General features: G+C 31.5%; 22 protein-coding genes, 1 riboswitch and 1 other annotated feature. Of the genes, 9 read left to right on the forward strand and 13 right to left on the reverse strand.

Translation table 11 applies throughout. The annotated features are described in order from the left end of the window. Nucleotides 1-83: 83 nt before the first annotated feature. The 3 genes from HYG84_RS04455 to HYG84_RS04465 all read right to left on the reverse strand — a co-directional run bounded on the left by HYG84_RS04455 (nt 84) and on the right by HYG84_RS04465 (nt 4267). Nucleotides 84-1955 (reverse strand): ABC transporter ATP-binding protein, encoded by a 1872-nt coding sequence (locus tag HYG84_RS04455; RefSeq protein WP_212380929.1) that lies wholly within the window; start codon nt 1953-1955, stop codon nt 84-86. Further along, nucleotides 1955-3688, reverse strand: coding sequence for an ABC transporter ATP-binding protein (locus tag HYG84_RS04460; RefSeq protein ID WP_212380930.1), 1734 nt, complete (start codon nt 3686-3688; stop codon nt 1955-1957). The genes HYG84_RS04455 and HYG84_RS04460 overlap by 1 nt, the downstream gene beginning before the upstream one ends. Nucleotides 3689-3823: 135 nt before the next feature. Then, complete coding sequence (locus HYG84_RS04465; RefSeq protein WP_212380931.1) at nt 3824-4267, reverse strand: MarR family winged helix-turn-helix transcriptional regulator; 444 nt, start codon at nt 4265-4267, stop codon at nt 3824-3826. 527 nt (nt 4268-4794) lie between these two features. Here HYG84_RS04465 and HYG84_RS04470 point away from each other — a divergent pair. The 4 genes from HYG84_RS04470 to HYG84_RS04485 all read left to right on the forward strand — a co-directional run bounded on the left by HYG84_RS04470 (nt 4795) and on the right by HYG84_RS04485 (nt 7714). After that, nucleotides 4795-5649, forward strand: a complete 855-nt coding sequence (locus HYG84_RS04470) for an ABC transporter ATP-binding protein (protein WP_212380932.1) — start codon at nt 4795-4797, stop codon at nt 5647-5649. Then, entirely contained in the window at nt 5642-6370 is a 729-nt protein-coding gene (locus HYG84_RS04475; RefSeq protein WP_212380933.1) for an ABC transporter permease, read from the forward strand. Before HYG84_RS04470 ends, HYG84_RS04475 begins: the two co-directional genes overlap by 8 nt. Nucleotide 6371: 1 nt before the next feature. Beyond that, nucleotides 6372-7091, forward strand: coding sequence for an ABC transporter permease (locus HYG84_RS04480; RefSeq protein WP_212380934.1), 720 nt, complete (start codon nt 6372-6374; stop codon nt 7089-7091). A 119-nt stretch (nt 7092-7210) separates the two neighbouring features. After that, complete coding sequence (locus tag HYG84_RS04485) at nt 7211-7714, forward strand: HDIG domain-containing metalloprotein (RefSeq protein ID WP_249168711.1); 504 nt, start codon at nt 7211-7213, stop codon at nt 7712-7714. 191 nt (nt 7715-7905) lie between these two features. Here the strand turns inward: HYG84_RS04485 and HYG84_RS04490 are convergent, their stop codons facing one another. From HYG84_RS04490 to HYG84_RS04535, 10 genes are all read right to left on the reverse strand, one after another. After that, nucleotides 7906-8562, reverse strand: a complete 657-nt coding sequence (locus HYG84_RS04490) for a putative ABC transporter permease (RefSeq protein WP_249168712.1) — start codon at nt 8560-8562, stop codon at nt 7906-7908. 343 nt (nt 8563-8905) lie between these two features. Next, the gene (locus HYG84_RS04495; RefSeq protein ID WP_212380936.1) at nt 8906-9070 is read right to left on the reverse strand and encodes a hypothetical protein; all 165 of its coding nucleotides are present in this window, start codon (nt 9068-9070) and stop codon (nt 8906-8908) included. Nucleotides 9071-9104: 34 nt separating this feature from the next. Further along, a complete protein-coding gene (locus HYG84_RS04500) occupies nt 9105-9272 on the reverse strand; it encodes a hypothetical protein (protein ID WP_212380937.1) in 168 nt (55 codons plus the stop codon). Nucleotides 9273-9345: 73 nt separating this feature from the next. Next, nucleotides 9346-9981: a thiamine phosphate synthase gene (gene thiE / locus HYG84_RS04505; RefSeq protein ID WP_212380938.1), complete on the reverse strand. Its 636-nt coding sequence runs from the start codon at nt 9979-9981 to the stop codon at nt 9346-9348. After that, on the reverse strand, nt 9968-10786 hold the full coding sequence (thiM, locus tag HYG84_RS04510; RefSeq protein WP_212380939.1) for a hydroxyethylthiazole kinase: 819 nt from the start codon (nt 10784-10786) through the stop codon (nt 9968-9970). Before thiM ends, thiE begins: the two co-directional genes overlap by 14 nt. Nucleotides 10787-10885: 99 nt before the next feature. Next, nucleotides 10886-10999, reverse strand: a riboswitch (TPP riboswitch). A 93-nt stretch (nt 11000-11092) separates the two neighbouring features. Beyond that, the gene (gene ymfI / locus HYG84_RS04515) at nt 11093-11836 is read right to left on the reverse strand and encodes an elongation factor P 5-aminopentanone reductase (RefSeq protein ID WP_212380940.1); all 744 of its coding nucleotides are present in this window, start codon (nt 11834-11836) and stop codon (nt 11093-11095) included. Nucleotides 11837-11946: 110 nt separating this feature from the next. Further along, the gene (locus HYG84_RS04520) at nt 11947-12633 is read right to left on the reverse strand and encodes a phosphoribosylaminoimidazolesuccinocarboxamide synthase (RefSeq protein WP_212380941.1); all 687 of its coding nucleotides are present in this window, start codon (nt 12631-12633) and stop codon (nt 11947-11949) included. A 218-nt stretch (nt 12634-12851) separates the two neighbouring features. After that, on the reverse strand, nt 12852-14810 hold the full coding sequence (locus HYG84_RS04525) for an endonuclease MutS2 (protein WP_212380942.1): 1959 nt from the start codon (nt 14808-14810) through the stop codon (nt 12852-12854). Nucleotides 14811-15480: 670 nt separating this feature from the next. Further along, a complete protein-coding gene (locus HYG84_RS04530) occupies nt 15481-17580 on the reverse strand; it encodes a sensor histidine kinase (RefSeq protein ID WP_249168713.1) in 2100 nt (699 codons plus the stop codon). Continuing rightward, nucleotides 17549-18247 (reverse strand): response regulator transcription factor, encoded by a 699-nt coding sequence (locus HYG84_RS04535; protein WP_330655575.1) that lies wholly within the window; start codon nt 18245-18247, stop codon nt 17549-17551. Before HYG84_RS04535 ends, HYG84_RS04530 begins: the two co-directional genes overlap by 32 nt. A gap of 178 nt (nt 18248-18425) precedes the next feature. After that, nucleotides 18426-18676, forward strand: a binding site (T-box leader). A gap of 54 nt (nt 18677-18730) precedes the next feature. Between HYG84_RS04535 and HYG84_RS04540 the strand changes: the two genes are divergently transcribed. The 5 genes from HYG84_RS04540 to HYG84_RS04560 all read left to right on the forward strand — a co-directional run bounded on the left by HYG84_RS04540 (nt 18731) and on the right by HYG84_RS04560 (nt 24103). After that, a complete protein-coding gene (locus HYG84_RS04540; protein WP_212380944.1) occupies nt 18731-20077 on the forward strand; it encodes a sodium-dependent transporter in 1347 nt (448 codons plus the stop codon). Nucleotides 20078-20349: 272 nt separating this feature from the next. After that, entirely contained in the window at nt 20350-20772 is a 423-nt protein-coding gene (locus HYG84_RS04545) for a DMT family transporter (protein WP_212380945.1), read from the forward strand. An 11-nt stretch (nt 20773-20783) separates the two neighbouring features. Beyond that, the gene (locus tag HYG84_RS04550) at nt 20784-21236 is read left to right on the forward strand and encodes a DMT family transporter (RefSeq protein ID WP_212380946.1); all 453 of its coding nucleotides are present in this window, start codon (nt 20784-20786) and stop codon (nt 21234-21236) included. A gap of 222 nt (nt 21237-21458) precedes the next feature. Next, nucleotides 21459-22946, forward strand: a complete 1488-nt coding sequence (locus tag HYG84_RS04555) for a spore germination protein (protein ID WP_212380947.1) — start codon at nt 21459-21461, stop codon at nt 22944-22946. Beyond that, the gene (locus tag HYG84_RS04560) at nt 22943-24103 is read left to right on the forward strand and encodes a Ger(x)C family spore germination protein (protein ID WP_212380948.1); all 1161 of its coding nucleotides are present in this window, start codon (nt 22943-22945) and stop codon (nt 24101-24103) included. Before HYG84_RS04555 ends, HYG84_RS04560 begins: the two co-directional genes overlap by 4 nt. Nucleotides 24104-24325 lie beyond the last annotated feature (222 nt).

The raw sequence follows: 24325 nt of genomic DNA on the forward strand, positions 1-24325 counted from the left end.
TAGTTCCATTTCTAAACCAAAATCCAATTAGACTATAAAAAATAATCTGGCCATATGTATGGTCAGATTATTTTTACTTATCGTTAAGCTAATTTTTTTCCACCTGTAAACTGACTATTATAGAGCTCTGCATAAAAACCTTGCTGAGCTAAGAGCTCTTTATGATTACCCTTTTCAATAATACTACCTTCGTTCATAACTAATATTAGATCTGCCTCTCTTATTGTAGACAACCTGTGGGCTATTACAAAGCTTGTTCTTCCCTCCATCAGTGTGTTCATAGCCTTTTGTATATAAACCTCTGTTCTTGTATCTACGCTACTTGTAGCCTCATCTAAAATTAATATTGCTGGATCAGCAAGTATTGCGCGAGCAATTGTAAGAAGTTGTTTTTGACCTTGAGAGATATTAGATGCCTCTTCTCCAAGTATTGTTTCGTATCCATCCGGAAGAGTTCTAATAAAATAGTCTGCATGAGCTGCCTTAGCTGCCCTAACAATCTCTTCATCAGTGGCATCTTTTCTACCGTAGGCTATATTGTCTTTTATAGTGCCATTAAATAGCCATGTGTCTTGCAGGACCATACCAAATATACTTCTTAAATGTCCTCTATTTAAATCTCTAATATCAAAACCATCAACGGTAATTTTCCCTTCACCTATTTCATAAAAACGCATTAAAAGATTTACAAGAGTAGTTTTACCTGCTCCAGTTGGTCCTACAATAGCAATTGTTTGACCTGGTTTTACATCTATATTCATATCTTCTATTAGAGGCTCTTCTTCTTTATATCCAAACTTTACATTTCGGAAAGCAACTTCTCCCTTAGGCATTTTAATAACCATACTATCTTCTCTATCTGGAATTTCTTCAACCTCATCTAGAAGTTCAAAAACACGCTCTGCTGACGCTATAGTAGATTGCAAAATATTAGCTATATTAGCTGTTTGAACTATTGGCTGTGTAAACTGTCTTGAATATTGTATAAAAGCCTGAACATCTCCTATTTGAATTGCATTTTTAATTGCTAAAATACCCCCAACAACAGAAATAATAACATATCCAATATTATTAACAAAGGACATAAGGGGCATAATTACGCCCGAAATAAATTGGGCCTTCCAGCCTGCATCATAGAGTGTTTCATTAATTTTGTCGAAATGCTCTATTGACTTTTCCTCCCTAGAAAAAGCCTTAACTATTTTATGTCCAGTATACATTTCCTCTATATGACCATTAAGCTCTCCTAAAGTCTTTTGTTGCTGTAAAAAGTATTTCTGAGAACGTTTAGCTACAGACTTTGTTACTAGTACATATAGTGGTAGTGTTACAACCAGAATCAAAGTCATAGTAGGGCTGATAGTGAGCATCATAACTACTATACCTACGAGGGTTATTAATGATGTAATAAGCTGGGTAATGCTTTGTTGCAAGGTATTGCTTATATTATCGACATCATTAGTTATTCGGCTTAATATCTCTCCGTGGGTATGAGAATCGAAAAACTTAAGTGGTAACCTAGAAAGCTTATCATTTACATCGTTACGCATATTATATACAGTTTTTTGTGCAACTGTAGCCATAATTAGTTGTTGTATATAGCTAAAAACAGCGCTAACAATGTATAATGTCCCTAAAATAAATAGTATTCTTAATATATAATCAAAGTCTATACTAACTCCAGCTACCCCTTCTATCCTTTTCATTGTTCCTTCAAAAAGTTTAGTTGTTGCCTTACCCATAATCTTCGGACTAAGTATGCTAAATCCTGTGCTTAGTATTGCAGTTAGCATTACTATGGTAAGTTGAAGCCTAAATGGTTTCAAATAACTTAACAATCTTTTAAGTGTCCCTTTAAAATCTTTTGCCTTTTCAGTGGGCATACCCATCACTGGTCCTCTACCGTGACCACCACCTGGCCTTATCGTTGGTTTTTGCTGTCTATTATCTTTCATTAGGCAATCTCCTCCTCTGAAAGCTGAGAATGTACAATCTCCCTATAAACGTCACAGGTTTTCAAGAGTTCTTCATGATTTCCTACTCCTGCAATTTTACCTTTATCCAAAACTATTATTTGATCTGCATCTATAATAGTACTTACCCTTTGTGCAACTATAATTAGTGTAGAATTAGTGGTTTCACCTTTTAAGGCACTACGTAATTTTGCATCGGTTTTAAAGTCGAGGGCAGAAAAACTATCATCAAATAAATATATTTCTGGTCTTCTTACTAAAGCTCTTGCAATAGAAAGTCTCTGTTTTTGTCCACCAGAAACATTGGTTCCACCCTGTGCAATAACAGAATCGAATCCATCTTTCATATTTGATATGAAATCAGTAGCTTGGGCTATTTCTGCTGCCAGCCTTACCTCTTCATCTGTTGCATCTTCTTTTCCATATCTAATGTTTTCTGCAATTGTTCCTGTGAAAAGCACTGCCTTTTGAGGAACAAAGCCTATTTTGTTACGAAGGTTTTTTTGTTCCATTTGCCTTATATCTACTCCATCTAGTAAAATACTTCCACTATCTATATCATAAAAGCGAGGAATAAGATTTATTAATGTTGATTTTCCTGAGCCAGTACCTCCAATAATAGCTGTAACTTTACCAGGTCTTGCGGTAAATGAAATATCATTTATAGCTGGTTCTTCTGCACCAGGGTAACTAAATATTACATTTTTAAACTCTACCAATCCACTTATACTTGTTGCATCAGTAATACTAGATTTTGCTGGATTCTTTATTTCTGGAATCGTATCAAGTACCTCATTAATTCTCACTGCGGATGCAGAAGCACGAGGTATCATTACAAACATCATAGAAACCATAATTAAAGCAAACATAATTTGCATTACATATTGAATGAATGCCATTAAGTCTCCTACTTGCATAGCTCCGCTGTCAATTTTTATGGCACCAAACCATATTACAGCTATTGTTGTAAAGTTAAGTATTAAAGACATAGTTGGCATTAATGCTGACATTAACTTATTAACCTTAATGGCTGTACTTGTAAGATCATAGTTTGCTTCTTTAAATCGATTCTTCTCGTGATCTATTCTATTAAAAGCTCTAATTACTCTAACTCCCATAAGGTTTTCTCTTAGCACTTGATTTAACTTATCAAGCTTGGTCTGCATTACTTTAAATAGTGGCACCCCTTTTTTAGCTACAGCAAGTATTCCTAATAAAATTATAGGTATAACAAATACAATAACTAATGATAGTTTTGCATTTTTAGAAACTGCCATAATAATACCACCAATAGCCATCATCGGTGCTCTTGCCATCATTCTAAGAGACATCATCACTACCTGTTGTATTTGTGTAATATCGTTTGTGGTTCTAGTAATAAGAGATGATGCCCCTATTTTATCAAATTCATTAAGAGAAAAATCTTCTGCTCTTTTAAAAACTTGACCTCGAAGATCCCTGCCAAAGGCTGTCGAAGTTTTTGCTGACAAATAGCTAGATGCAATTGCACATAGAGTTCCTCCTATAGCAATTAGTATCATCAAAATACCTACTTTAAATATATAGGTTGTATTTCCATCAACTACACCTATATCAACGATGTTTGCCATTAGTGTAGGTAGGTATAATTCCGAAATGGCTTGTAGAAATATTAGTCCTAAGGCTGCCATAACTGACAGACGATAGGGTTTTAAAAATTTAAATAGCTTAAGCATTATTATCATCTCCTGTCGTAAAACGTATATCAGCTTATCCTTTTTAATATTTTATACTTTAGATTATTACCGTAGGCTTTAATCTATATAAGCAAGGTTATCTCTTATAGTAAATAGAACTTAATAATTAGCCGACTAACTATTATGACATGCTTTTTTAAGATTATCCCGCATTTGCATTAATAATCTACGGAGTAGCATTTGCTCTTCTTCTGTGAAATTACTAAAGGATTCTATTTCTATAACTTTTCTAATTTTATCAACTTCTTTACATACTTCCATTCCTTTTTCAGTAATATATACCCTTGAAACTCGCTGGTCTTCAAAGTCCTGCCTACGCTCGATAAGCCCCACTTTCTCCATTCTTTTAACCATTGTGGCAATTGTAGACGCCTTAATATTAAGCTTATTAGCTAAATCTTTCTGGCTCTGACCATTTCTATGGTATAGGGCAAATAATAGAAAAGGCTGACCTGGATATACCCCTACTTTATCTAAGAGCATATGGCTTCTTTGATGATGAAGGCGTATTACTTGATAAAAAATATGTTGTAACGAATCTGGATCATGAAAGTCCATCTATATCCCTCCACTTAGTTAGTCGGCTAAATACATTTAATATTACCATTAAAAAATTTACTAGTCAAGTTTTTTTGGATAAAATAGATATAAAAAGAACCCCTTTGTTTGGCTGTTCTAGTATACTTGCATTGAACCAAAGGGGATATTTTTTCATTTTAAAAATCCTATTAATGACTGTTTAGCTTTCTCCATGTGCCCTTCTAAAATCTCTATGGCTAGACCTTTATCTCTATTTTTACAAGCTTCCAATTATAATCGCTTCCTTTAATCTTTCTGCAATGATCTCTAGTATTGTTTTACATCTTTCTATTTTTTCTGTATAAATCTGCCAGTTTTTATCATATCTAAATTACAATATATTTTAATGTTTTGTAAACTATATTTTATAGAGTATGCTACATACAATTATTGTTTAGAGTAACCATAATGTCTACATTTTTAGTTTTAATAAAACTTATAGTTAAGGTGTTTTAGTCATATAATATGTTTAACTTATACTAATAGCATTTGAGGAGTGAATTTAGATGTTTAAAATCGACAACCTGGAATTTAAGTATCCTGGCAATAAAGCGGATACAATAAAAGGTATTTCATTTGAATTTAAAGAGGGTGAAATTTTTGGTTTCTTAGGCCCATCTGGAATGGGAAAATCTACAACTCAAAAAATAATGACAAGGATTTTAAAAGATTACAGGGGACAAATATTATATAGGGGCAAGGACCTTAGAGAATACGATAAAAGTATGTTTAATGACATTGGAGTTGGATTTGAAATGCCTGTACTTTTCACTAAACTAACTGCCATGGAAAACATGAGGTTTTATCGTGACCTATACCCTAAGGGAGCTGAGATACAGCCCATATTAAAACGTTTAGGTCTTTGGGAAGATAGGGACAAAAAGGTAGCATCCTTCTCTAAGGGTATGAAATCCAGACTTAATTTTGCTAGGGCCCTTATTAATGATCCTAAGATGCTATTTTTAGATGAACCAACAAGTGGACTTGACCCAGTAAATGCCCGTATAGTAAAGAATATAATTTCAGAGTTTCGTCAGAAAGGCGGTACTGTATTTTTAACAACCCATGTAATGCACGATGTGGAGGAACTTTGTGACAGAGTAGCCTTCATAACTAATGGAAAAATTGCAGAAATTAGCTCTCCAAAGGATTTAAAACTTCGTTACGGTAAAAGAGAAATAACAATTGAATATAAAGAAGATGATAAGGTGCTAAAGGATGTATTTAATATGGATACTCTAAAGGAAAATAATAAGTTGTTTGATATTTTAAAAAATAAAGAGGTAATTACAATCCACAGTGGAGAAACCACCCTTGATGAAATTTTTATTAAGGTAACTGGGGTGAAGACTAATGAATAAGTTTATAACCCTAGTGAAAGGTGATCAAATGCGAATGAGGAAGTACGGTATTACCTATGCAAGTTTATTTACGGCAGTACTTTTTGTAATTATGATACAGCTAATAAATATGAACTCTATAGACGCATACTTTCCTCTTTTTATATTTATAGATGCTACAATAATGTCCTTTTTACTGGTAGGAGTATCTATGATTTTTGAAAAACAAGAGAATACAATTAAATCTATGCTTGTGACTTCAATAAGTAAGCATCAGTATTTGTTATCAAAAATAATAGCCACAGTTGCTTCTTCTCTTTTAATCCTTATACTATTAGGTGCTTACGGCATTATATTTAAAAATCTATCAATAAACTATGTTGGTATTATTGGCGCCGTACTCTTAACAGCTTTTGTATTCTCATGCTTCGGTATTCTGGTTACTTATATATCTAATGATTTTACAAGTCTACTTATGTGGATATTTGCATATTCAATGATAATGATAATACCTACCTTACTACAGGCATTTAATATTATTACCGGGAATTGGTTTAAGTATATACAATATATTAACCCTACACAGTCTGCTCTTAATGTTTTAAATGCAACTGTTATGCCCATCGATAAGACAGATTTCATAATAAGCTTAAGTTATTTAGTGATTTTAGCAGTTGTTTTATATATATTTGCAGCAAAAAAGTTTGACAAGTATAGTCAGAAAGAGCTGGGAGGTGAATAGTATGAGGCAAAGCTATATTAAATACGAGCTAAAAAAATGGATAAGGGACCCTATGGTAGGTTTTTTACTTATTTATCCTATAATACTAGCCCTCGTTGTAAGATTTGGAGTACCCTTTGCAGAAAACAAGTTTGGCTTTCCACTTGCCCCTTACTACCACATAATTATTGGTGCCTTATTATTATTTGTAACTATATTAACAGGTACTGTAATTGCATTTTCAATATTAGATGATAGGGACAATAAGATACTATATGCAATAGATGTATCCCCTGTTAGCTTTAATACCTTTATAGGACTTCGATTTATAATGTGCTTTGTATTAACCTATATTAGCAGTGTATTAGCCATATTAATTTCGGGTATTGAGGTTCCTTTATATGCTATGCTTCTGATATCTATATCTATATCTCTTTTTGCCTCCCTTTCAGCTATGTTTATTAACTGCTTCTCTAATAATAAAATTGAAGGTTTTGCTGTAATGAAGGGTGGAGGATCCATATTAATATTTCCAATAGTGGCCATGTTTTTTACTGATAAAAAAGAATTTTTCTTTGGATTTGAGCCTAACTTCTGGACTGTAAAGGCATTGAGCGTCGCAATGCAGCCTAATATGAATTTTAATCTTACTTTTGGAACGTATTATATAGCTGGACTCTTATTTGTAACAGCCCTTAACTTTTTAATATATAAGACTTTTAAGAGAAAGATTTTGGCTTGATATTTTAATAATGCTATCTAAAAGAACTATAGTGTCAGTGCTCTTGATTCTTTTAGTTTATTATAATTTGTTAATACCCTAAAACTGTATTAGAATATAATTAAACTATATGGAGGAAGGTGTATAAAATATACAGGATTAAACAATTCTATTGGTATTTTACAGGTATTTTTAAAAAGATTGATGAAGAATTTGTAATTAGATATTTAAATAAAGAAGAATTAGCTCTGTTTAAAAAATTATCTGTAGGAGAGCAGCATCACAGTATAAGAGTTGCTAAAAATGCCATTAAAATCATTAATGATAAAAAAGTATTAGGAATAGATATGAGCTGGTTTATAAAAATATGTTTACTACATGATATAGGGAAAATAGATGGGAATATTAATATTATCGACAAGTCAATATTGGTGATTATAGATAAGCTATCTAAAGGAACTATAAAAAAATATGCAAATATAAAAAAAATAGATATATATTATAATCATCCAACAAAAGCTATGAAGATCCTAAAACCCCTTAATTTAGATGAAGAATCTTTATATATAATAAGAAATCATCATAAAGTTATAGAAGATAACATGCTTTTAAATATATTAAAAGAAAGTGATGATATTTCCTAACATCTTTCCTTAATATCTTCTATAGAAAAATTGTTTATTTCATCTATCTTCACTACTTTTTCAAAACGAGAAAAGCACACACCTAATTGTAGAGTCTGTGCTTAATTTTTGTTTATTTTTAATTTTCATAAATATAATAACATAGTATATTCTAATAATTAATAAAAGTCATTTTGTAATTAAATACTTCTTTATATCTTTCTTTCCTCTATTCTAGATTTTATTTCGCCAATTAAGTCACTAAACTTACCTTTGGTTAAGGTAGGATACATTCTTAAAAAACTAATATGTCGTTTTTTCAATCTCATATATACCTTATCTCTACGCTGTGCTAGCAAGGTATCTTTTTCCTTAAGCTTTTGACTTAGCTCCTCTTTAATTACTTTAAGCTCTTTTAGTATCGCTCTAAACTCAATTAAAGAATTAATTGTTAAAGTAACGTCTACAACAAAAATAACTAGGATTATATTATATAATGGCTCTATCATAAAGTTAGGTATTGAATATATGATTTCTTGTATTTTATAATTTAAAACCCTCATTAAAAATACTGATGCAGCTCCCCACATAATCGAAAATCTTAAGCACACATATCCTTTTAAATTAAACTTTTCATTAGTATAATCCCACCATTTTGTATCAAATGCTATCTCTAAAACATAGCCTGTTATATATTCTAAAATAGTAGCTACAATAAATCCACCCACAAATAAATAGAAGATATTGTCTTGTAGTGGTGTTAAAAATAATATCATTAATACTGATCCAGTACCATAAATAGGGCAAATAGGTCCATGTAAAAATCCTCTGTTAATCAGCTTCTTATCGGTATAAATATGAAATATCACTTCTAGGCACCACCCTAAAAATGAATAAACTATAAAAATTAAAAATATAGTATGTAGATTTAAATATTGATTCAAGTCCCTCTCTCCAATCTTTATTTAGTGCAAATAGTATTAATTAATATATGTACCCACTATTACTTATCTATATCAATATAACAAAACTTTTTTCAAAGATTATTAATGTTGATTTTGTTGACACATTACAGAAATTATGGCTTATCCACAGTTTTAGAAAGTACATAATTTCCTATGTGGTATAAATAAAGCCAGCTCCTAATAAAAAGGGCTGGCTTTATTTATATATTTTATCCTAAGGAAACTAAAAACTTTTCTACACTTAATTTTAGCGATCTTTAGCAAGAGCTAGGCTGTTCTTTGAAACATTAGATTGTTTGGTAATCATAGAGCCAATTATACATATAGCAGCTGAAGTAATAACTGGCAGCGCAAATGCTATTAATAACTTGTTAGCCACAAAGAATGGCACTCCTGAAACTATTCCTAGCACAGCTGCTACTAATGCGACCTTTTCTGCAAATACTCTAATACAAAGTAAATGTGGCAGATAATATTTTCGATCCTATACTGCCACTAGCAGTTAGAAAATCGTCCATGGTCTCTATTTTTCCTCTACTATATAGAACACCTATAATAGTAAAGGCAACAACCGTTAATGCTAATAAAGCCATTATGTTGAAATATGAAATCATTAATCTATACCTCCTGCATTTGTATTTATCCTATAGCATAGGGTTCTAAGACCCATTGGAATTAAACCTTTATTTATTTTCGTGAAAAATCATTATATAATTTTACGGCTGCTTCTCTAATATCCTGTTTACCTAATATGGCAGAAACTATAGCAACTCCATCTATACCTGTGTCGCTTACGGATTTTATATTACTTTCATTAATACCACCTATCCCAACCACTGGAATATTTATATTTTCTTTAATATTTTTAAGCTGGTCTAATGTTACAATACGAGTATCCGTTTTAGTATCTGTAGGAAATAATGCCCCTACCCCTATATAGTCAGCCCCATCTTCTATAGCCTTTAGGGCCTCTTCTAATGTTGCAGTGGAGACTCCCACAATTTTATCTTTTCCTAGAATATCTCTTACAACATTTGCTGGCATATCATCCTGTCCCACATGAACACCATCAGCATCTACTGCTAGAGCAATATCTAGTCTATCATTAATTATTAGAGGAATATTATATTTATATGTAAGCTCTTTAACCTTAACTGCAAGGCTATAAAACTCTGAAGAAGTAGCACTTTTTTCTCTAAGCTGGATAAGAGTTACACCACCTAAAATAGCTTCTTCTAAGCTCCTTATAAAGTCCCTTCCACCTAAAACATCTCTATCGGATACTAAATAAAGTTCGTAATTAATATTTCTATTGGATTTCATTAATCTTTCCCCTTTCTTTAATATCTTCTGGCTTAAGTTTGCTTATTGCATCCATTAAGTAAACCTTAACGCTTCCTAATCCTTCCTGTTCTTTTAATCGTTTATGTGCTTTCTCTCCTGCAATACCCATTATCATAATTCCTGCAATTGTCCCATATAGGCTTTCTTCTCCTGTACCACAACAAACACCTATTAAAGATGAGCTCATGCATCCTGTGCCTGTTATGCTAGATAATATTTCATGACCATTATTGATATAATAGACCTTTTCTCCATCAGAAATAATATCTACGGCTCCTGTTATCGCAACAATACATCCCAGCCTTTTTGAAAGCTCTATAGCTATTTCTTTTCCTCCATCTAATGGATTATCTATAGAATCTACTCCTCTAGTTAAGGCTTCTATCCCATAAATATTTTTAATTTCCGACATATTACCTCTAAGTACAGATAATTTTACTTCCCTTAAAATTCTTTCTACTGTTTTATTCCTCAAAGTTGTTGCACCCACTCCTACAGGGTCTAATATTACTGGAATATTTAATGTATTTGCTTTTTTACCTGCTAATATAAAGGATTCTATAGTTCTTTCATTTAATGTGCCTATATTCAATACCAGTGCAGATGCGATGGATACCATCTCCTCAACTTCCTTTGGGTCATCTGCCATTACAGGACTTCCTCCTAAAGCTAGCACAATATTTGCACAATCGTTAACTGTAACATAATTTGTAATGTGATGTACAAGTGGTTTATTCTTTTTTACATTTTCAAGAATTCCATAAATATGTTCATATAACTTCATAATTAACCCCCTACACTTTAAAAGTAATTTATCTTAAACAATAAAAAAAGCACAAACCCAACTATAGGATTTGTGCTTAATTACGCATATAATAAAATGCCTAATACAAATACACTTTCCTACGCTGGTATTATCCAGATCAGGTTCTTAGGGATCAAAGACATTATAGGGTCTTTCTCTCAGCTGGCCTTTCCAGCTCTCCCAGTGTTTAATTCTAATTTAGTTTTATTTTATACCAACATAATAACACATAGTATTTTTATAATCAATAAGAACAAATAAGTGACAAAAGCTATAGCTTTAAAATTATATAACAAATCCTCCGTTAACACCGATAACCTGTCCTGTTATAAAGTCAGCTTTATCCGATGCTAGATAAAGAACACTTTGAGCAACTTCTTCTGGCTTACCAAATCTTAATAGAGGTGTACATTCAACTAAACATTCCTTTTCTTTTTCATCAAGAAAGCTATTCATATCCGTCTCAATAATACCAGGTGCAACACAATTTACTTGAATATTCGAAGGACCTAATTCCTTGGCTAAAGCTTTTGTAAAACCAATTATCCCTGCTTTTGCTGTAGAATAGTGGACCTCACAGGAAGCACCTACCATACCCCATATAGAAGATATATTTATGATCTTACCTTGTTTTCTACTAATCATATGTGGAAGGGCACATTGAGAACAATTAAACATCCCTTTAATATGTACATTCATCATATTATCCCATTCATGCTCTGTAATATCTGTAAATAACTTTTGCTCAGAAATACCAGCGTTATTTACTATTACATCTATAGCCCCAAATCTTTTTATACCTTCATTAATCATAGCTTCAGCTTCGTCTCTTTTTGTAATATCCGCTCTGTGTGCTAAAGCGTTATACCCTTCCTTTAAAAGACTCGACTGTAAATCAAGAGCTTCTTTTTCAGACTTTAAATAGTTTATTATTACATTATAATTATTTTGCGCAAATAGCTTTGTTATTGCTGATCCAATTCCCTTTGAACCTCCAGTTATAAGTACAGTTTTCTTCACTAGTTTCATCTTCTTTCTTATGCAATTAAAAAATTTATACTTTCCTAGACTATAAAAAAGCTCCATTATGGCTTTATATCTTTAATTTTACCATAAGGGAGCCTATTATTTATATTTTTTTACTCTAGTAGCATTAATCTCTCTAATTCCAATGGTTCTATATACTCTCCATCCTTATATGCCCTCATATTTCCGCCAGAGATTTCATCTATTAATGCGACGTGAGCATCTTCTCCTACTCTACCAAATTCAAACTTTATATCATATAGATCTATCCCTTTTTTGGCCAATTCTTCCTTAATTATATTTCCTATTTCTTTAGTAAGGCCTTTCAGCACTTTGTACTCGTCTCTAGATAAAATACCTAGCATATGAAGAGCATCTTCTGAAATAGGCGGGTCTTGACGGATATCATCCTTAAGTGTAACTTCTACAAAGCCATCTAATGGCTGGCCCTCGGTAGCATACATACCATAACGACGTAGAAAGCTTCCTACTGCTCTGTAACGGCAAATAACTTCAATCCCATTACCAAATACAGTAGCAGGTTTTACTGTCATAGTTGCTTGTTCAATGTTTGCATCAATATAGTGGGTAGGTATATTCTTTTCTCTTAATATTTCAAAGAAAAACTTTGTTAATCTAAGCCCTGCCTTACCTGCTCCCTCTATGGTTAACCCAACTGTGTTGGCTCCCGGATCAAACTTACCGTCTTCTCCTGTTACATCGTCTTTAAACTTAAGTAGATAATTTCCGTCTTCTAAAGCATATACATCCTTTGTTTTACCTGTATAAACATGCTCCATATTCATTAGCTCCTTTTTGTTTAAATTTTATAACCGCTATATCTATAATATTTATTATACATTAATTTTTTTCAAAAAACCAAATGTTTTATATAAAATTTTAAAAAATATACGAATATGTTAGAACGTTTATGCAATTATGATAGTATTTTATACGATATTTTAATTTTGTATAACAAAGAAAACAACTCTATGGCTTATATTGCACCAGCTTTTAATTAATTCTCTCTTCTCTCCAACTCTATAGAAATTCCCTTTCCATGTCCTTTATTAATTAATTTATCTTTCTTTCGATGATCTTTGGTTTTAAGCACAATATCAAAATCATAATTCTCTGGATAGAGTTCTTCCTTTTCTATATAGAGTGATAGGCGTTTTTTGTTTATCTTGATTTTCTTTTGCATAATCATAACACCGTACTCGCCCTTAGCATTTTCACCCTCACATATAATTCCTGTTCTGTTCATAGAGCTTACAAAAACGCAATCTCCCACATTGAACATTTCCTTTTTATTACTCTTCTTAGCCTCTTTATTTTTATCGATACCTATTTTTACCTTCTCAACCTGTTCTAAATGCTTTTTTACCTCTACTTCATCTTTAATAATAACTTCATATTGATCTTTATATTGGGAATAATCCTTTTGCTCTTTATAGGTAATTGTATGAGCTCTTTCTATTAGTTTTTCATTCATACCAAGTCTTAATGCGATTAAAAATGCATTACTCTCTCCCGGTTTACCTATATTAAGCTTATATAATGGTTTTAAAGTATTAATATCAAATGCCATGGAACCATTTATAAAGCCTTCATGATTTTGAGCAAATTCTTTTATTTCACTATAATGAGTTGTAGCACATATAATAGCACCTTTATTATATAACTCCTCTAGTACTGCAACAGCTATACCCATTCCTTCACCTGGATCTGTACCTGCCCCCAGTTCATCTAATATTACTAAGGTATGTTCATCTGCGCAATTTAAAATAGTGATTATATTTTTAATATGTGAGGAGAAAGTACTTAGACTCTGTTCTATACTTTGACCATCTCCAATATCCGTTAACACATTGGCAAATATAGCTACTTCACTGCCTTCATCCACGGGTATATGCAGTCCTGATTGAGCCATAATGGTTAATAGTCCTACTGTTTTTAAAGTAACGGTTTTACCACCAGTATTGGGCCCTGTTATAATTACACCTTTATAGTTTTTACCAACTTCAAAGTCCAAGGGCACTGCTGACCTGCCAATTAGTGGATGCTTAGCTCCCTTGATATTGATATAATTTCTATTATTAAAATCTACACTTCTACCCTCTATAAGCTTACTGTACTTACCTTTAGCGAATATAAAGTCATAATTACTCATTACTTCAATGTTAATATTAATTTCCCTTTCCTTTTCACATACAAGGGCTGATAGGGTCGATAAAATTCTGTAGACCTCCTTTTCCTCCTCAAACCTATACATTTCTAGTTTATCCTGCATTTTTCTAACCTCTTCTGGTTCAATAAAAACCGTTGATCCACTTTGAGATTTATCATGAATACTTCCTTCTATCTGTTTCTTATGCTCGGTTTTTATAGGAATTACATATCTATTATTTTTTTGACTAACTAGTGAATCTTGAATATATGATTTATATCTGTCATTCCGCAAAAAATCCTCCAACTTAATTTTTATCTTGTTTTCTAAAATAGCTATATCCTTTCTTACTTTAAAAAGCTTTGAGCTGGCTCTATCATCTACCCTTCCTCTAACAATAGCTTTTTCAATTTCTTCTCTTACTTCATCTAGCTCATAGGTAGATAGAGCATAAAGGCTAATAGTAGGTGCAACATAGTCCTTATCTTTCATGAAAATTTTTAGTCTTTTTATTTCTTTTAGTAGTCCTGCTAACATTTCTAAATCTTCGGGCGAAAGAACCATACCTTTAGTGAACTTATCTCTTACAATATCTATTCCCGCTAAGCTATTAATAGGTATACTTGAGCTTATGTTTACAATAGCCCTAGCCTCTGTAGTTTCCTTCATAGCCATTTCGATGCTTGCTTTATCTAATAAAGGCTCTAACCTTTCAACCCTCTCCTTAGCTATATTGGATAAGGCATATCCCTTTAATATTTCTTTTATTTTGTTATATTCTAATAGTTCGATTGTTTTACTGTTCAATTTTATTTCCTCCATTTCTTTTTAAAAACTTCTAGAGGATTTTTATGGATCTTAACTTAGTAAAAAATTCGTCTGATGCTATCGCATCGACTCATGGCGCACTCAATTTTAAAGCTTGAGCTTCAAGATTTCAAGTGCTTAAAGTATTACTGACCTTATACTTCTTTAAAAATCTCTCAATAACTAAAAATTTCTACTCTCCTAAGCAATAAAAAAGGCTATAGGTAACCAGAGCTCACCTATAGCCTAAAACTTCCTTTAATAATTGTATACTAAACCTATACATATCTAATAAATAATTAGATATTATTAAACAGGCTTATTCATACAATAAAATGGCATAAAAATACCGTGACAAAGCACGGATTATTATCTTCACATATTATAAGGAGACTGTGAACCGCGTTTTTACTAAGTTTAAGTCCTAAAAAATCCACAACAAATAAACCTACATAAATAGGCAAATTTAAAATTCTTTAAGACCCGTTATTCAATTACTTAGTTAAAAACAACCTCGGACATCAACATACTCCCTTTCTTGTAATATATATTTATTATATTACTATTTACATATTTTGCAATAGTATTTTAGAAAAATCAAATAATTTAATAATAAAGATCTAGTTATGCGAAACATGTGCTTTACATAACTAGATCATTTATGCAATTCTTATGCCTTTGGAAATGTAACAATTAATTTGAACAAATCCCCATCTACAGTTATTTCTAATTTCCCATTTTGAAGTTCTACAAAGCTTTTAGCTATCGAAAGTCCAAGCCCTGATCCTTCGGTATTCCTGGATTCATCCCCTCTTGCAAAGCGTTCTGTAATTTCAGATGCATCAAAATTCATCTCATAAGCAGAAATATTTTTAAATATAAAGCTTACTTCATGCTCATTTTCTAAAATATCTATATATACTCTTGAGTTTTCCATTGCATATTTTAATATATTAGTCAAAATATTTTCGAATACTCTATAGGTTCTTCTACCGTCTAAATTACACATCACTTTATTTTCTGGTGCATTTATTTTAAATTGAAGGTTACTGTCATTTATTTTTTCCTCTAGCTCTCCTAATGTTTGTCTAAAGAGAGCAACTGCATCTACATTTTCTAAATAAAGCTCAATATTACCACTAGAAGCCCTACTTGCCTCAAATAAATCCTCTATTAATATCTTTAGCCTCTGTGATTTCCTATCAAGTATACTAATATACTCTTTTTGGGTATCTAGGTCGATATCTTCATTTTTCAATAAGTCTATATAGGTAATAATAGATGTAAGTGGAGTTTTAAGATCATGGGATACATTTGAAATAAGCTCCGATTTCATCCTTTCGCTTTTTATTTCTTTATCTACAGCTAATCGAAATCCTTTATTAATATTATTCAAGTTTTTAGCCATAGGGCTTAATATTCCCATATCCTCATCAAGACTAATATTAAAATTACCCTCAGCAACTTTAGCACTAGCACCATTTAAATCTTTTGCTTTATCAAATACTTTTAGCAAATATTTAAATATAAATAAGCTATAGGCTACTGCTAAAATAAATCCTAAAAAGCCACCTGCACCTAAGATTAATATTGCTAATAGATTTATTCCTGTTACTAATACTAACTTTCTATAGTTATCTTCCCTTAAATCTATTCGTGTCAACTTTTTGAATACTCCTTTTACACCTCTTACAAAATATAAAAATATTTTTCCAAAAAAGCCGTTATCGATTAGACCCTTCTTGAATCCTGTATAATAAATATACTTTAAATATACAGTACTTAAATAAACAAGAATGTATAATATAAATGTTAGAATTATCCCAACTACATAAAAGTATGGGTCTGCATCATATATGAAACTCCCAATGCCATATCCATAGTAATTATATCCATTAATCACAGACCCTGTGCCAGCACATAATAATACAAATCCAATCCAAATAAAGACTTTAAGCTCTAAAAACATTTTATTAAATACTCTACAAATACTCATCCTGCTTTGTGCAGAATAGGGCACTGCAAAGGCTGCTATTATTAAAATTAGAATACTTACTGCTCCTATTACTGAAATAAGCATTGCATAGTCTGGAAATGCATGAGTGTCCTTCATATCCACAGTAAACACATCATTATATGCTTCGAAATCCTCTGGAACAATGTATAATACCTCTAAATTAGCATATTCTTTTTTGACTTCATCATCTGAATGATTCAACATATCTACAAAAGCGCTTTTACTAAACTTATTTTCTAGAGATGTTTCTATTTCCGGATTCCCATTTTCATCAAATGTAGCTTTCATATAAAAAATACTATTTTTTATTTCTTCTTGAAGCTGGGCATCTGAAATATCTGCCATATTACTTAAGGAGTTTGTTTCTACTGTATATTCCTCAGATTGTGTATTCTCTACTTCATCAACGGAGTCTAAGGCCTTATTAACTGTATTATTGATCTTATACTTAACACTTTTTACATTTACATATCTACTCTCATAGCCTTCATCGGCTTTGTTTATAGAGTGCTGAAGATTCCTTGTTAAACGTGATAGATTATAAACAAAATTACTACTTTCTAAATAAGATTTTGCATTATCTTCCGCAGGAAAATAGCTATTTCTTATAGGCGGATAGCTTACCACTGAAGCTGCAGCAAATATTAATATAATAAGCACTGTAGCTAGTGAAGAAGCTATAAAACTTCTCTTATCTTTTTTATCATATATAATTTCATCATTATCGTTTTGGTTGTTCAAATTTGTATCCAACTCCCCACACCACCTTTAAATATTTCGGCTCTCCTGGATTAATTTCAATTTTTTCGCGAATTCTTCTAATATGAACTGTTACTGTATCTGGATTATAAACTGGCTCTTTCCATACCTTCTCGTATATTTCCTCTATAGAAAATACTCTGTTAGGATTGCTCATAAGTAAATATAAAATTCTATATTCCAAAGGGGTAATTTTAACTTTTTCGCCATCTACAGCTAGTTCCTTACTATCATCCCTAAGCTCTATACCACCTATTTTTATAGTATTTTCTTTAGATACTACATTGTTATTTGAATAATTTGTGTATCTTCTCAAGTTTGAATTAACCCTTGCAAGTAGCTCCATAGGGTTAAATGGCTTGGTTATATAATCATCTGCCCCTATATTAAGTCCTAGTATTTTATCCATATCCTCAGACTTTGCTGATAGAAAAATAATAGGCACTGAACTCTTTTCTCTTATTTTGATTGTGGCCTTTGTACCATCTAGCCTTGGCATCATAATATCTATAAGCACTAGATGTATTTCCTCTCTATCAAACACTTCTAAAGCTTCTATCCCATCGTATGCCTTAAAAACATTGTAGTTTTGGTTTTTTAAATAAACCTCTATTGCATCCGTTATTTCTTTTTCATCATCAACAACAAGTATATTATACATATGCATTTCACCTCTAAACCCTTCTGAGATATCTCTTGTAGTTATAATAACATATACTTTCTAAAAATCTACTATTATAATCCTTACAAATTTCTTACAAAATTACGCTGGTCAAAAAAATATTGACATTTATCTGTTTTAAAAATATAATAACTAATAATTAATCAAAGTGAATATTTAATCAACGATGACAGAGAAAGAAGCATTGAAACTGTAACTACAGAGAACTGGAATAGGTGAGAGCCAGTATTATAAGACAATGTGTATGTTCACTCTAGAGTTTTTGCTCTTAAAGATATTCAAGTAGGAGCAAAGGGTTGTCCCCCTTACCAAGACTATAGTTTAGCCTTCGGCAGACTAGAAATTAAGATGGTCTTATTCTTTTAAAGATCAAATAGAGTGGTACCGCGAATCAGCTTCGCCTCTACATATGTATGTAGAGGTGAGGCTTTTTTTATTAATTATTAAAAGGAGGTATTTTTTATGAGGGACAAATGGTCTTCAAAGTTAGGATTTATATTAGCCGCTGCAGGCTCAGCGGTAGGATTAGGTAATATTTGGAAATTTCCTTATAGCGTTGGCACCAATGGAGGAGGCGCCTTTGTAGCTATATATATTGCCTTTTTAATTATTATAGGAGCTCCACTTATGTTAGCTGCTATTACATTAGGTAGAAAAACTCAACTATCTGTTTTTGGGGCTTATAAAAGTATAGATAGCAGATGGTCCTTTGTTGGCACATTAGGAGTAATTTGTGGTTTCTTTATACTAGCTTTTTATTCAACCGTAGGAGGATGGGTTTTATATTATTTTAAAAGTGCTATTTCAGGCACATTAAATATTGCAGACCCTAATTCTCTTGGAGAAATATTCAATAATCTTATGAACTCACCAAAAGAACTCATTTTATATCAATTTATTTTTATGTTATTAACTGTAGCTATCGTGTTAAAGGGCATTAGCGGAGGAATAGAAAAAGCCTCTAAGGTAATGATGCCAGCATTGTTTATTATGTTAATAATAATAGCCATAAGAAGCTTAACTCTAGATGGTAGCATGGCTGGAATTAGATTTTTATTTGTACCAGATTTATCTAAAATAACTATGGATGTAGTTATGAATGCCTTAGGACAAATGTTCTTCTCCTTAAGCATTGGTATGGGTGTTATAGTTACCTATGGTAGCTATTTAGATAAAAAAGAAAATATCTTAAATACGGGTGTTATTATTCCAGCTATAGATACGGCAGTTGCATTAATTGCAGGTATAGCCATAATACCAGCGGTTTTTGCCTTAGGTTTTGAGGCAAGTGAGGGTCCAGGGCTTATGTTTGTCACCTTACCAGCAGTTTTTGCATCTATGCCAATGGGAACTATATTTTGCATTGTTTTCTTCTTACTAGTAGTTTTTGCAGCCTTAACATCCTCCATATCTATGTTAGAAGTAGCTATATCCTATTTTGTAGATGAAAGACAAAAAAGTAGAGTACCTACCACATTAATAATAGGTCTTTTAATTTTTATTTTAGGGATACCTGCTTCCCTTTCAATGGGGGCATGGAAGGATTTGGGTCTAATTGGAAACCTTAACTTTTTTGACCTTTACGACAAGCTAACTTCAAATATACTCCTTCCTACAGGTGGATTTCTACTTTGCATATTTGTTGGATGGATATTAAAAGCTGAGGAAGCAGTTGAAGAGATAGAAAGCTCAGGTATTAAGTTTAAATTAGCTGGACTTTGGTGTTTTTTAATCAAATATATAGTGCCTATCGCTATATTTATAATATTAGTCAATTCCTATAGAGATTTTTTTCTTTCATTATTATAGAAATGTTTCTACAGGCAAGACTCCAAATGGACACTAAGCATATTATCTAATGACCGTACAATTCTAATATTCCAGTCTGTAGAGGATGGAATATTAGAATTGTTAGTCAGCAGATAAACCACCTTTTTTTCATGTTTATCAACATCAATGCAATCTTATAATAAAAATTTATAATTTTATATAATTATAGCATACATACTATGACATATGTCATGATGTACTTTGCTCTATATGTGCTAATATTAAGACTAGATAATTTAGGGAGGTGTTTTATGTATAAGCTATACTCAGGACTAATAGGTGTGTTAATTGCAATAATGTTAGTTTTTAATGGTGTTCTTGCTAGTAATATAGGTAATTATTCATCAACAGTAATAATTCACATAATAGGACTTATTGGAATAAGTTTTGTTTTGATAATAAATAAAACTAAATTTAATTCTTATAAGGATATTCCCATACATCTTTATAGTGCTGGGGCTATTGGAGTTTTTACCGTATTATTTAACAATATCAGCTTTAATCATCTTGGAGTGTCATTAACTTTAGCTTTAGGCTTGTTAGGTCAATCATTTGCTTCAGTAGTTATAGATCACTATGGTTTGCTTGGAATGAAAGTTGTAAAATTTAAAAAAGATAAGATATTAGGTCTAATTTTAATATCTTTAGGTATAGTTATTATGAATCTATATTAGGAGGATAAAACATGATATATGCTTTATTTGCCATTGGAGCAGGGGTTTCAATAGTTGTTGCTAGAATTATAAACTCAAATTTAGCAGATAAGATAGGGGTATTTCAAGGAACCTTTTTTAATTATGTTATAGGATTATTGTTTTCAAGCATATTTTTATTTTTAAGTACAGAAACCTTTAACATATCATCTCAAATTCTAATAACCGTGCCATTTTGGGCTTATTTAGGTGGTTTAGTTGGTGTAGTAGTTGTAGCAATGTCAAATATAGTTACCCCTAAAGTATCTACATTCTACTTAACTTTGATTATTTTCATAGGACAACTATTGGCTGGAATAATAATTGACTACTATACTTTAAGCCTAATATCAAAGGGTAAAATAATTGGAGGTTTATTAGTAATTGTAGGATTAACATATAATCTGACTATAGATAAGAAACAATTAGATGAAAATAAATTATAGAGCATCTGACTATAAAGGCCAGTATGGTAATTTATATTAAATTACCATACTGGTTTTTTTATAAACTCATCTTCTGAATTAATAGTTACAACTTTAATTACACTATTAACGTTCCAGTATATAATTTCTTTTGTCTCATGGCTAACTAAACACTGAATATTATCTGTCCATTTTGCTTAAACTATTTATTATAACTATTATTAACATAGGGTGGTTCTAAATATGTCTAAATTAGAAAACTATAAATTGTCTAGTTCATTAGACAAAAATATAGAAACAATCAAAGAAATATTTAATAATGATGACACATTAATAAACAGGATATTTAAAAACCAGCATAATCCTGGTTTAGAGTACTGTATATTTTTTGTTAATGGAATGGTGGATAGTAGGCTTATCAATGAAAATATTATTGAACCAATTATTACAAACCATATTATCGAAGAAGGAGCCGATTCAATTAATCAGCTACATCATCAAATAATTGCTGCAGATAATGTGACAAAGACGAAGGATATAGCCAAAATTATAGAAGGTATTGTTAGTGGTGATACAATACTTTTTGTTGAAGGCTCATCAGAATCATTAATAATTGACACAAAACAATATGAAACTAGATCTATTGAAGAGCCGGTTTCGGAAAAGGTTCTACGTGGCCCACGAGAAGGATTTACAGAACATATTATAACTAATCTTGCAATGATAAGAAGAAAGCTAAAAACAAATGATCTTAAATTTGAATTCACTGTACTTGGGCAGCAAAGTCGTACAAGGGCATGTATATGTTATATTGATGGAATCGTAAATAAAAAAATACTTAATGAATTATATAAAAGATTAGATAGTTTTAGTATAGATGGAGTATTAGATGTAAATTATATACAAGAATTTATTAAAGATTCTCCATTGTCAATGTTTGATACAATAGGTAATACAGAAAGACCAGATGTTGTTGCCGCTAAGCTGTTAGAGGGACGTATTGCTCTTATCCTTGATGGAACACCTGTTGTATTAACACTCCCATATTTATTTATTGAATATTTTCAGTCCAATGAAGATTACTATATAAGCTTTACTTTTGCTTCTATTGGAAGATTTTTAAGAGTAATAAGTTTTTTTATTACTATAAGCACTCCAGCCATATATTTAGCATTAATAACCTTTCATCAAGAAACTATACCAACACCACTCCTTTTAAGCATAGCTGCAGCGAGACAAGGAGTACCCTTCCCAACAGTAGTTGAACTGTTAGTTTTATTAATTGTCTTTGAAATATTAAGAGAATCCGGAATACGTATGTCAACACATATGGGTGAGTCTTTAAGTATTGTAGGTGCCCTAGTGTTAGGGCAAGCCGCAGTAGAAGCAAGATTTATTAGCGCACCTATAGTAATTATAGTAGCAATAACAGCAATAACAGGTTTTATGATACCAGGAATTAAAGGTGCATCTATTACACTACGATTTTCTTTCTTACTTCTTTCAGCAATGTTAGGGCTATATGGATATATGTTTGCCGCTTCTGCATTATTGATTCATCTATTTAGGCTACGTTCTTTCGGTGTCCCCTATATGGCTAATTTAACTTCATTACACCTACAGGACCTAAAAGATACAGCTATAAGAGCACCATGGTGGTATATGAAATATCGTCCTAAATTCTTAACATATAAAAATATTAAAAGAGAAGCTTCTGGAGGCATAAAATGATGAACAAGCGTTTTCTTCTATTTTGCATGGTTATGATTAGCGTCATGATTTTAGTTTCTGGATGTTGGAATTATGCGGAACTTGATAGGATAGCAATAGTTTCCGGCTTAGCAGTTGACAAAAATCCTAAAGGCGATAAATTTCTGCTCACCGCTGAAATAGTCGATATCCAAGGAAGTCTAACTGAGGAACATGTTAAAGCTAGAAGAATTCAAGCGGAAGGGGATACAATTTTTGATGCTGTTAGAAATATGATACTTATTTCCGCTAAAAAATTATATTGGAGCCATACAAAGGCTATTATAGTAAGTCAGGATGTAGCTAAAGAAGGTATAAGACCAGTTATAGATTGGGTATGTAGAGACATTGAACCAAGAGCAGATATGGGCATATTTGTTTCTAGAGAAAAAACGGCTTGGGAATTATTAGAACAACAAAGTATAACAACGGATATACGTGCTTTTGAAATGGAATATATGCTTATAGCAAATACTGATTTATCAAAGTCTGTAAGAATAGATATAATTGAGTTAATAGATACTATAGCAGGTAAAGGAACTTCCTCATATTTACCTGCTATTGGTGTTACATTAAATGACGGAAGAATGACTGCAAATCTTTCTGGAATAGCTGTACTTAAAAAAGATAAGTTTATTGAATTTCTAAGTGAACAAGACGCAAAATTCTTTCTTTTTGTAAGGAATAAAATACGAGGAGGATTATTAATAATATCTCCAGACGAAGAACAGCCGAAAGATAGAATAACATTAGAAATATTTAAGAGTAAAACAAAAATACAACCGGTTTATTCAAATGGAAAATTATTAATGAAGATAAATATAAATACAGAAGTAGGTATAGCAGAAGAGGATGCACCTATAAATTATATGATTGAAAAAAATAAAAACAAACTCAAAAAAGAAACAGAAGAATACTTGAATAAAAATATTGAAAATATAATAAAAAAGGTTCAAGAAAATTTTGATACAGATATTTTTGGATTTGGAAGAATTGTTATGGAAAAAATGCCTTCATTATGGAAGAACATTGATGATGAATGGGATGAAGTTTTTAAAACGCTAGAAGTTGATATAAATACAGAAATAGATATTAGGGGTAGTGGCCTTATATCTAAACCAATACAAGTAGGTGACTAAATATGGGAATACTTATATTGTACTCTCTCCTATATATTTTATTTATATTTGTTGACATTGTTCCAATTTATAAGGATAATAAGCGAAAATTATTATTAGTGTACTCCATAATATGGTTTTCCTCTTACATAATTTTTGTATTGATAAATGCCAACGTAAAAATCCCTAGTCCTGCACCAGCTATAAAAAAACTTGTAGCCTTAATCTATGGCATATAGAATA

This window comes from Alkaliphilus sp. B6464, from assembly GCF_018141165.1.
In the GTDB taxonomy this organism is placed as follows: Bacteria; Bacillota; Clostridia; order Peptostreptococcales; family Natronincolaceae; genus Alkaliphilus_B.

Bases quoted from the DNA above. Each gene is read 5' to 3' on its own strand.
- HYG84_RS04455 (WP_212380929.1), bottom strand. From the start codon at position 1,955: ATGAAAGATAATAGACAGCAAAAACCAACGATAAGGCCAGGTGGTGGT.
- HYG84_RS04460 (WP_212380930.1), bottom strand. From the start codon at position 3,688: ATGCTTAAGCTATTTAAATTTTTAAAACCCTATCGTCTGTCAGTTATG.
- HYG84_RS04465 (WP_212380931.1), bottom strand. From the start codon at position 4,267: ATGGACTTTCATGATCCAGATTCGTTACAACATATTTTTTATCAAGTA.
- HYG84_RS04470 (WP_212380932.1), top strand. From the start codon at position 4,795: ATGTTTAAAATCGACAACCTGGAATTTAAGTATCCTGGCAATAAAGCG.
- HYG84_RS04475 (WP_212380933.1), top strand. From the start codon at position 5,642: ATGAATAAGTTTATAACCCTAGTGAAAGGTGATCAAATGCGAATGAGG.
- HYG84_RS04480 (WP_212380934.1), top strand. From the start codon at position 6,372: ATGAGGCAAAGCTATATTAAATACGAGCTAAAAAAATGGATAAGGGAC.
- HYG84_RS04500 (WP_212380937.1), bottom strand. From the start codon at position 9,272: ATGATTTCATATTTCAACATAATGGCTTTATTAGCATTAACGGTTGTT.
- thiE (WP_212380938.1), bottom strand. From the start codon at position 9,981: ATGAAATCCAATAGAAATATTAATTACGAACTTTATTTAGTATCCGAT.
- thiM (WP_212380939.1), bottom strand. From the start codon at position 10,786: ATGAAGTTATATGAACATATTTATGGAATTCTTGAAAATGTAAAAAAG.
- ymfI (WP_212380940.1), bottom strand. From the start codon at position 11,836: ATGAAACTAGTGAAGAAAACTGTACTTATAACTGGAGGTTCAAAGGGA.
- HYG84_RS04520 (WP_212380941.1), bottom strand. From the start codon at position 12,633: ATGGAGCATGTTTATACAGGTAAAACAAAGGATGTATATGCTTTAGAA.
- HYG84_RS04535 (WP_330655575.1), bottom strand. From the start codon at position 18,247: ATGTATAATATACTTGTTGTTGATGATGAAAAAGAAATAACGGATGCA.
- HYG84_RS04540 (WP_212380944.1), top strand. From the start codon at position 18,731: ATGAGGGACAAATGGTCTTCAAAGTTAGGATTTATATTAGCCGCTGCA.
- HYG84_RS04545 (WP_212380945.1), top strand. From the start codon at position 20,350: ATGTATAAGCTATACTCAGGACTAATAGGTGTGTTAATTGCAATAATG.
- HYG84_RS04550 (WP_212380946.1), top strand. From the start codon at position 20,784: ATGATATATGCTTTATTTGCCATTGGAGCAGGGGTTTCAATAGTTGTT.
- HYG84_RS04555 (WP_212380947.1), top strand. From the start codon at position 21,459: ATGTCTAAATTAGAAAACTATAAATTGTCTAGTTCATTAGACAAAAAT.
- HYG84_RS04560 (WP_212380948.1), top strand. From the start codon at position 22,943: ATGATGAACAAGCGTTTTCTTCTATTTTGCATGGTTATGATTAGCGTC.